The organism is Actinomycetes bacterium (assembly GCA_035506535.1).
GTDB lineage: Bacteria > Actinomycetota > Actinomycetes > DATJPE01 > DATJPE01 > DATJPE01.
This window is the reverse complement of record DATJPE010000060.1, coordinates 1-7786: the sequence shown is the minus strand read 5'-3', so window position 1 is coordinate 7786 and position 7786 is coordinate 1. Positions and strand designations below refer to the sequence as shown.

The 7786-nt window shown below is 71.2% G+C and carries 9 protein-coding genes and 1 tRNA gene; 5 read left to right on the top strand and 5 right to left on the bottom strand.

Going from position 1 to position 7786, the window contains the following annotated elements:
• Positions 1 to 60: 60 nt before the first annotated feature.
• Positions 61 to 138: transfer RNA gene (locus VMI11_08370), tRNA-Val, on the top strand.
• A 360-nt stretch (positions 139 to 498) separates the two neighbouring features.
• On the opposite strand, the gene VMI11_08365 is transcribed toward VMI11_08370, so the two are convergent.
• The gene (locus VMI11_08365; protein HTY72424.1) at positions 499 to 1035 is read right to left on the bottom strand and encodes a DinB family protein; all 537 of its coding nucleotides are present in this window, start codon (positions 1033 to 1035) and stop codon (positions 499 to 501) included.
• Between the two features lie 54 nt (positions 1036 to 1089).
• Positions 1090 to 1527, bottom strand: coding sequence for a pyridoxamine 5'-phosphate oxidase family protein (locus tag VMI11_08360; protein ID HTY72423.1), 438 nt, complete (start codon positions 1525 to 1527; stop codon positions 1090 to 1092).
• Positions 1528 to 1598: 71 nt separating this feature from the next.
• Between VMI11_08360 and VMI11_08355 the strand changes: the two genes are divergently transcribed.
• Positions 1599 to 1886, top strand: a complete 288-nt coding sequence (locus VMI11_08355; GenBank protein HTY72422.1) for a hypothetical protein — start codon at positions 1599 to 1601, stop codon at positions 1884 to 1886.
• Between the two features lie 7 nt (positions 1887 to 1893).
• Here VMI11_08355 and VMI11_08350 read toward each other — a convergent pair whose 3' ends face one another.
• Together VMI11_08350 and VMI11_08345 are read right to left on the bottom strand one after the other, a co-directional pair.
• Entirely contained in the window at positions 1894 to 3534 is a 1641-nt protein-coding gene (locus VMI11_08350; GenBank protein HTY72421.1) for an HAD hydrolase family protein, read from the bottom strand.
• 72 nt (positions 3535 to 3606) lie between these two features.
• A complete protein-coding gene (locus VMI11_08345) occupies positions 3607 to 3801 on the bottom strand; it encodes a hypothetical protein (GenBank protein ID HTY72420.1) in 195 nt (64 codons plus the stop codon).
• Between the two features lie 179 nt (positions 3802 to 3980).
• Here VMI11_08345 and VMI11_08340 point away from each other — a divergent pair, with 179 nt between their 5' ends.
• From VMI11_08340 to VMI11_08330, 3 genes are read left to right on the top strand one after another with little or no spacing between them, the layout of a single operon-like run.
• Positions 3981 to 4430 carry an Hsp20/alpha crystallin family protein gene (locus VMI11_08340; protein ID HTY72419.1) on the top strand — a complete coding sequence of 150 codons (450 nt, stop codon included), beginning with the start codon at positions 3981 to 3983 and terminating at the stop codon, positions 4428 to 4430.
• 50 nt (positions 4431 to 4480) lie between these two features.
• A complete protein-coding gene (locus VMI11_08335; GenBank protein ID HTY72418.1) occupies positions 4481 to 5257 on the top strand; it encodes a glucose 1-dehydrogenase in 777 nt (258 codons plus the stop codon).
• Positions 5258 to 5301: 44 nt separating this feature from the next.
• Positions 5302 to 6762: an AAA family ATPase gene (locus tag VMI11_08330; GenBank protein ID HTY72417.1), complete on the top strand. Its 1461-nt coding sequence runs from the start codon at positions 5302 to 5304 to the stop codon at positions 6760 to 6762.
• Between the two features lie 21 nt (positions 6763 to 6783).
• On the opposite strand, the gene VMI11_08325 is transcribed toward VMI11_08330, so the two are convergent.
• Complete coding sequence (locus tag VMI11_08325) at positions 6784 to 7710, bottom strand: fructose-bisphosphate aldolase (GenBank protein HTY72416.1); 927 nt, start codon at positions 7708 to 7710, stop codon at positions 6784 to 6786.
• Positions 7711 to 7786 lie beyond the last annotated feature (76 nt).

Here is a 7786-nt window from a genome sequence, read left to right as displayed (position 1 = left end):
TCAAATCCCGTCTCCACCTCGGAGCCCCGTGGCCGCCATGGCATGGGACGCTTCACGCAAGGGCGATTGGCGCAGTCTGGCTAGCGCGCTTCCTTGACACGGAAGAGGTCACAGGTTCAAGTCCTGTATCGCCCACCACCTCCCGGACGAGCCCCTTGTCATGCGTCTTGCAAAGAGGCCTAGATGAAGCTCTGACAGGACCGCACGCGAAGCCAAGCAGGACCGCCCGGCACGCGACCTCGAGCAGCTCCTCGAACGGTTCACCGCACCCGAGACCGGGGCGCCCACGCACCTGAAGTCGCTGTCCCGGCACAGCGGGTCGTCTGGGCGAGGCACTCATGGGGCGCTGTCGCCATCACGGTCGCGATCCGCGCGCTGAGCCACCGGAACGTGAACTGACGCCCTCGCCCTGGTTCTTCGGAGTCATCGGGATCGTGTTCAGCATCGTGGGCGGACGCATGGCGGCGCTCCTCTGGCCGCCGCCGGTCAGGTCGAACTTCACTCTCCGGTGCGGCCGTCGATGCACTCGCGCAGCAGGTCGGCGTGGCCGGCGTGGCGCGCGTACTCCTCGATGAGGTGGACGACCACGTCGCGGACCGCGACCGACCCGTCGTCGAAGGGGACCTCGCGGCCGAGGTCAGCATCGTCGATCGAGCCGAACCACTCGTCGGCCGCCGCGATCTCCGAGCGCCACGAGGCGAACGCCTCCTCGACGACCGCCGGATCCCCGACCGCGCCGTCGAAGTCGGCGTCCCAGTGCTCCTCGCTCTTGTACAGCTGCGGCACGTCCATCGACTGGAGGACGCGTTGGAACCAGTGGTTCTCCACCTGCGCGAGATGGCGCACGAGGCCCAGCAGGCTCAGCGTGCTCGGCGGGACGGAGCGTCGGGCGAGCTGCTCGGCGTCCAGGCCCTCGCACTTCATCCCGATGGTCAGCCGGTAGTTGCCGAGGTACTCGCGGTAGGTCGCGAGCTCGCCCTGGGGGTTGGCGTAGGTGCGCGGGTCGTTCTCCGGATCGGTCCACCTGTCGCTCATGGCGTCATCCAACAGCACCGCCCGACAGTCCCGACGTCCTTCCCCCGACGGCGTTCACGCCCGCCAGCGAACCTGCGACGTCTCCAGCTCCTCCAGCGACCAGGCCGTCGCCGACGTCGGCTCGAGGGCCCACACCACGTCGGACGCGGGGTCCGTCGGCGGCAGGTAGACCGCATCCGCCGGGTCGACGTACTTCGCGGCGAAGGCGGCGATGACGGCGGGTACGTCCGCCGGCGCCCCGAGGTCGATCAGCCGGCCGCGGGCCATCACCACGTCCTCACCACTCTCGAGGTGCACGAGGACACGCGGATCGTGGGCGATGTTGCGGGCCTTGACCGTGCTGCGCTCGCTGAAGAAGCACAGCCGTCCCTCCGCCACCGCTCCCCACACGGGCGCGGCATGCGGTGCGCCGTCCGGTGTCGTGGTGGCCAGCCAGTACGTCCGCGCCGGGGCGAGGCGGTCCAGGAAGTAGACCCACTCGACGCTCGCCACGCCTGAAGCCTGGCCGATGCCGACGACGAGGCACAACCGTCTGGAAGAACCCCGCGTGTACCGTCGCGGCCATGGAACCCGAGGCGACCGAGGGACGCGTGCCCTGGCGGCCGATGCTCGCGCTGTCTCTGACCGGACTCCTGACCTACGGGATCACCATCGGCACCTGCCTGTCCGTGTGGGTGGCGCGCCCGATCCCGATGCTGGGCCTCGTCGTCGCCGTCGCGCTGTTCGTGACCGCGGGATTCCTCGCCAAGCGCTTCTACGGGACCGTGTACGCGATCGCCGTCTGGGTCGGCGGCGGGCTGGCGCTGCTTCCCCTCATCGCGGCCGCCGTCCTGATGGTCGGCAAGAAGTAGCTGCTGCTCATCCTGCCAGGTAGCGCCGCTGGATCGCCTCCAGCGACCGGTGTCGAGCCCGCTCGAGGGCGGCCGCCCGGTTGGCGCTCGCGTCGTGCTCGATGTCCGCCAGCTCGCGTCCCAGCTCCTGGTCGGCGAGGGTGTCCAGCACCCAGCGGGAGAAGTCACTGCGCGCCAGGTGGTACTCCAGGGCCGCCAGGTCGCAGTGGCGCAGCCGCAGACTGAACTCTTCGAGCGACGCCGCGCCGGCACCCTCCTCGCCGTGGAAGTAGAACCGACGCGACGGCGGCAGCGGCATGGCCGCGTACTTGTGGCGGTGCCGCACGTGCGTGCTGCGCCTCTGGTCCAGCTCGAACGCCCGGGCCGGTGAGCCGGCCTCCTGGAGGGTGGCGCGCAACCGCCCCCGCGGCCCGAGCGGTCGGCCGGTGAGGGTCAGCGTCAGCGAGATGTTGCGCCGAAGCTCCGGAGGCAACGCCTCGGGGCGCCAGGTGACGACGCACGTCCCCGGCTCGGCCACGGTCGCCGCCGCCGGGTGCGTGTCGTTCCAGTCGGGCTGGTGCGCCTCCTCGTAGATGACCCAGTGGGGGAAGCCGTGCCGTGCGCGCTCGGCACTGATCACCTCCGGCATCCGTTCCTGGTACCGGATCTTCGTCTCGGGATCGAGGCCGGACAGGTCCAGGACCAGGCTGGCCCGGCTCGGCCGGATGACGGCCATGACGTCGCTCGCGCTCGGCAGGTGGACCGAGGCGTCGACGAGGTGCACCCCTGGGCGTTCGGCGAGCCCGGTGTGGTCGCCCTCCGGGTCGACGACGACCACCGAGTACCCCGCCTCGATCCACTGCTCCGCCAGCAGGCCGGCGAGGTAGCTCTTCCCGGCTCCCGTCTCGCCGCTCACCAGGACGCTGTACTGCGACCCCGGCAGGCGCGCGGGCTCGCCGTCGTCGAACTGCCCGACGGTGACCCAGTGCCGGTCCGGGCACAGCCTGCTGTGCCCGGCGAGCAGGGGCCCTCGGACCAGCTCCAGGACGCCGGCCCCGTCCGGGTGGTCGAGGACCAGGTCGGCGCGGTCGGCCAGCGACGGCACGGCGTTGGCGACCGCCACGCCCACCTCCGCCGCCTGCAACAGCGAGAAGTCGTTCTCCGCGTCGCCGACGGCGATCGTGTTGTGCGGTGAGAGCCCGAGCTGGTCGAGCGCGTACAGCAGCCCGCGTCCCTTGGTGGCGCCGGCCGGGAGAACCATCGCGCTCCCCCGGTTGTGCACTACCTGATGGTCCAGCCCCAGGCCGGCGATCACCTCCACCGCGGTCGCCGCGTCGGACCCGTCGAGGGCGAGCAGGACCCGGCCGCGCTGCACCTGGACCCCTCGGTCCGCGAGCGCCTTGTCGAGGTCGGGGTCCACAGGGCGGTCGATGAGCCGGTCCCCGACAGCGGTCCGCAGCACGGAGCCGTTCTCGGTGACGACCGCGTCGAAGTGCGCAGCGAGCCCCGGGAAGGCTTCGTCGAGCTCGTCGTTGCGGCGCCCGGTGACGAGGATGAGGGCCCGCTCCTCGCGGACCGCGTCCAGCTCCGTCAGCACCTCGCCGGGCACCCGATCGACGCTGGCCAGCGTGCCGTCCAGGTCGAACGCCAGCGCCCGGAAGTACCACATGCCCGCACCCTCAGATCATCCAGGTCGCAGGCGGCCGACGACGGACCCGAGGCCCGCGCAGCCGACAGCCTGTCACGTCTTCTCGGACAGCAGCACCTCTCGGGCGAGCGCACCCGCGCGGCGCGCCTCGTGCAGGTCGCCGTCCGGCCCGCCGGGCAGCCCCTCCAGGCCGCGCGCCAACGTGCGCACCGCCTCGGTGAGCACCGCCACCCGCTCCTCGAGCTCGTTCAGCCGTGCGTCGACGCCTGACGTGAGGTCGCCAGCCATGACCCACCTCCGGTCCGTCGTAGGTTCGCTTCGCCAGCCTGCCCCGTCGCCGACCTCGCTGCCAGGGGCCAAGGTCCCCGGAGAGACACGAGAAGTCCCGGGGGACCTTCGGCTCTGGCCCCGACGGGCGTCGCGAGGTCTCATGGAATCGCCCTGTTGTGCTCGAACGAGGAGGAGTCATGACCACCGCAGTTGAGCGCGCCAAGGGTCCCGAGGTGACCTCGTGGCAGCCGTGGACAGACCTGTTCCCCTGGAACACGCGGCTGACGCAAGCCCTCGACGCGCTGTGGCACGCGACGCCGCACGGAGCGGACTTCGCTCCATCGGACGTCTTCGAGGAGACCGACGACGCGTTCACCATCGAGCTAGACGTACCCGGTATCCCCAAGAAGGACATCACCATCGACGTGGCCGGACGCAGGGTCACGATCAACGGTGTGCGCAAGGAGACCGAGCGGTCCGGCGTGATGCGCCGCTCCACCCGGATCACCGGAGAGTTCCAGTACGACCTGACGCTGCCGGCCCCGGTCGACGAGACCAAGGTCAGCGCCACCCTCGCCGAGGGTGTCCTGACCGTCCGGCTGCCCAAGGCGCAGGAGGAGAAGCCGCTTCGGGTCACCATCACGTGACCCATGAGTGAGGACGCGCGAGCGCACGCGGCCACGAAGGAGGACTGGTCATGAGCCGGCTCGAAGGGAAGGTGGCTCTCATCACGGGAGCCGCCCGTGGCATGGGTGCGGCGGAGGCCAGGCTCTTCGTGGCCGAGGGTGCTCGCGTCGTCATCACCGATGTCCTCGACGTCGAGGGCAAGGTCCTCGCCGAGGACCTCGGTCCCAGCGCGATGTACGTCCACCTCGACGTGACCGACGAGCACGAGTGGAACGTCGCCCGCGCCGTCGCGGAGCGCACGTACGGCCGGTTGAGCGTGCTCGTCAACAACGCCGGGATCCTGCACTACGGATCCCTGGCCGAGACCTCCAAGGATGACTTCGAGCGCGTGCTCGCCGTCAACCTGGTCGGGCCGTTTCTCGGCATGAAGGTCGTTGGGGGCGCGATGGCCGCCGGCGGTGGGGGGTCGATCGTCAACGTGTCGTCGACGGGCGGGCTCATCGGCTACTCCACCCTTGGCGCCTACGTCGCCAGCAAGTGGGGCTTGCGGGGCCTGACCAAGACAGCGGCCATCGAGTTCGGGCACGCCGGTGTCCGCGTCAACTCGATCCACCCAGGCGGGGTTCGCACCCCGATGACCGACCCGGACGGGACCGGCGCGACCGTCCGTCCCGAGATGTTCGCCCAGCAGCCGATCCCGCGGATCGGCGCCCCGGAAGAGGTCGCGAACCTCGCGCTGTTCCTCGCCAGCGACGAGTCGTCCTACTGCACCGGCGCCGAGTTCGTGGTCGACGGGGGCAGCACCGCCGGCCAGGACCTCGCCGCGGCCGCTTCCGTCGCCCCCTAGGACTACGTCGATAGAGGGACCAGGTCGATGGAGGGACCACGTCGATGGAGCCAGCCACCGGCCCACAGAGCGCGGCGGCACTCGTGCGGGAGACGCACAGTGCCGTGGTGCTGCTGTGCGGCGATCTGGCCTACAAGGTCAAGAAGCCGGTCGATCTCGGCTTCCTGGACTTCCGGACCCTGGATGCCCGCCGCCGGATGACCTATCGCGAGCTCGACCTCAACCGCCGGCTGTCGCCGGACGTCTACCTCGGGGTCGACACGCTGCTGGATGCCGACGGAGCAGCGCGCGAGTACGTCCTCGTCATGCGCCGGATGCCCGAGGAGGCACGCCTATCGGCCCTGCTGCGGCGCGGCGTCCCGGTCGAGTCGTGCCTTCGGGCGCTGGCGCGGCTCGTCGCCGCCTTCCACGCGCAGGCGCGACGCGGTCCGGAGGTGAGCGCGGAGGGCAGCGCCGAAGCCCTGCGTCGCCGCTGGACGGCGAACCTGCGGGAGACCGAGCGGTACGTCGGCCCCATCCTCGACGCCGCACAGCACGACGCGCTGTCGCAGCTGGTCCGTCGCTACCTCGACGGGCGGGAGGCGCTCCTGCGGTCCCGGATGGACGAAGGCTGCATCGTCGACGGCCACGGCGACCTCATCAGCGACGACGTCTTCTGCCTCCCGGACCATCCCCGCGTGCTCGACTGCCTCGACTTCGACGACCGGCTGCGCTATGTCGACGTCCTCGACGACGTGAGCTTCCTCGCCATGGACATCGAGCACCTCGGGCATCCCGATCTCGCTCGACTCTTCCTCGACGCCTACGTCGAGTACGCCGGTACGCCGCCCCGGCCCTCCTTGGCGCACCACTACGTGTCCTATCGCGCCTTCGTGCGGGCGAAGGTGACGTGCATCCGGGCCGCCCAGGGTGAGGAGTCGGCGGCTGCCCAGGCCCGCGCCCTCACCGACCTCGCGGTCGCGCACGCCCGGGAGGCCGAGGTCCGGCTCGTCGTCGTCTGCGGAGCCCCGGCGACGGGCAAGTCGACGCTCGCCGGCGGGCTCGCGGACGCCGTCGGAGCGGTGCTCCTCAGCTCCGACGCGGTCCGCCGGGAGCTGCCCGAGGCCGGGCCGGCGCGCTATACCAAAGCTGCCAAGGACGCCGCGTACGCCACCCTGCTCGCGCGTGCGGAACTGTCCCTGACCCATGGCGAGACCGTCGTCCTGGACGCGACGTTCGGCGACCCGGCCACCCAGGAGCTCGCGAGCGATCTGGCGGAACGGACGTCCAGCACCCTCGCCGTCCTGGAGTGCCGCCTCGACCCCGAGCTGGCGGCAGTCCGCGCCCAACGACGGCTCGGGGCCGGCGCCGACCTGTCGGAGGCGGGAGCCGAGGTCGCCCTCGCGCTGGCCCGCGAGGCGGTCCCATGGCCCGGCGCCGCCGTTCTCGACACCACGGCGGCGCCCGGTGACGTCCTCGAGACGGCACTGCGCCGGCTCGGACGTTCCCCGGACGCACCGGCATAACGAGGCGCGGCGCTGGGCGGCTCAGCCGATGAGCTCGGGCCGACGGGTCGAGTCCGGCGGCGACGGATGACGCGCGAGGATCTCGCGCAGGGCGGCGACGAACCGCAGCGACTCCTCATGCGGCCGTTGCCACGTGTTGCGGCCGAAGATGAGCCCCAGCGCACCCGCGTCCATCGACTGGCGCGCCTTGGTGAGCATCGCCTCGTCGCCGGCGCGCTCGCCCCCGGAGACGAGGACCAGGGTGCGGTTCGCGGAACGGACGACGGCGTCGATGGCTTCCTGGCTGGTGAACTCGCGGTCGTACTCGGGCTTCACCGCCGCCCGCAGCTCCGGCTGCGGGAAGTTGACCTTGACGATGTCGGCCCCGAGCTCGCTGGCGACCCGCGCGGCGTAGTCGACCGCGTAGAACGACGTCTTGCCACCTTTGGCCTCGATCGCCGAGCCGCGCGGGTATGCCCACACGATGAGCGGCATGCCCAGTCGCTGGGCGTCGTGGCGGACCTGCCGATAGGCGGTGAAGTCGGCCTCCTGGGCCGGGGTGCCGACGTAGAGGGTGTAGCCGACCGCGTCGGCGCCGAGACGCACCGCCTCCTCGACCGAGGCGTTGACCGGCGAGAGGGCCGAGGCGTCCGACGGGATGTCGGTCTTCCCGTTGAGCTTCAGGACCAGCGGCACCTCGCCCGCGTAGGTCCAGTAGAACTTCTCGGCGAGCCCGATCTGCAGCACGATCCCGTTGAAGCCGCCCTCGACCGCCAGCCGCAGGACGTAGCCGGGGTCGCCGGCCGCGGGGTTCGGGAAGAAGTCCCTCGGCCCGTGCTCGAGCCCCTGGTCGTAGGGCAGGAAGAAGGCCGTGCCGTTCTCCAGCCCGCTGCGGAACAGCAGCCGATGCAGGCGTGCGCGCTTGCCCGCGTTGAGTCCGAGCTGATCCAGTCCAGGCCGCACCACCATGACTGCCTCCCGAGTGCGAACTGCTCCTCACCCACCAGGGTGGGCACTGCGGCGTCGTCGGCGGGAGGGGACAAGG

Bases quoted from the DNA above. Each gene is read 5' to 3' on its own strand.
- VMI11_08365 (HTY72424.1), bottom strand. From the start codon at position 1,035: ATGAGCGACAGGTGGACCGATCCGGAGAACGACCCGCGCACCTACGCC.
- VMI11_08355 (HTY72422.1), top strand. From the start codon at position 1,599: ATGGAACCCGAGGCGACCGAGGGACGCGTGCCCTGGCGGCCGATGCTC.
- VMI11_08350 (HTY72421.1), bottom strand. From the start codon at position 3,534: ATGTGGTACTTCCGGGCGCTGGCGTTCGACCTGGACGGCACGCTGGCC.
- VMI11_08345 (HTY72420.1), bottom strand. From the start codon at position 3,801: ATGGCTGGCGACCTCACGTCAGGCGTCGACGCACGGCTGAACGAGCTC.
- VMI11_08340 (HTY72419.1), top strand. From the start codon at position 3,981: ATGACCACCGCAGTTGAGCGCGCCAAGGGTCCCGAGGTGACCTCGTGG.
- VMI11_08335 (HTY72418.1), top strand. From the start codon at position 4,481: ATGAGCCGGCTCGAAGGGAAGGTGGCTCTCATCACGGGAGCCGCCCGT.
- VMI11_08330 (HTY72417.1), top strand. From the start codon at position 5,302: ATGGAGCCAGCCACCGGCCCACAGAGCGCGGCGGCACTCGTGCGGGAG.
- VMI11_08325 (HTY72416.1), bottom strand. From the start codon at position 7,710: ATGGTGGTGCGGCCTGGACTGGATCAGCTCGGACTCAACGCGGGCAAG.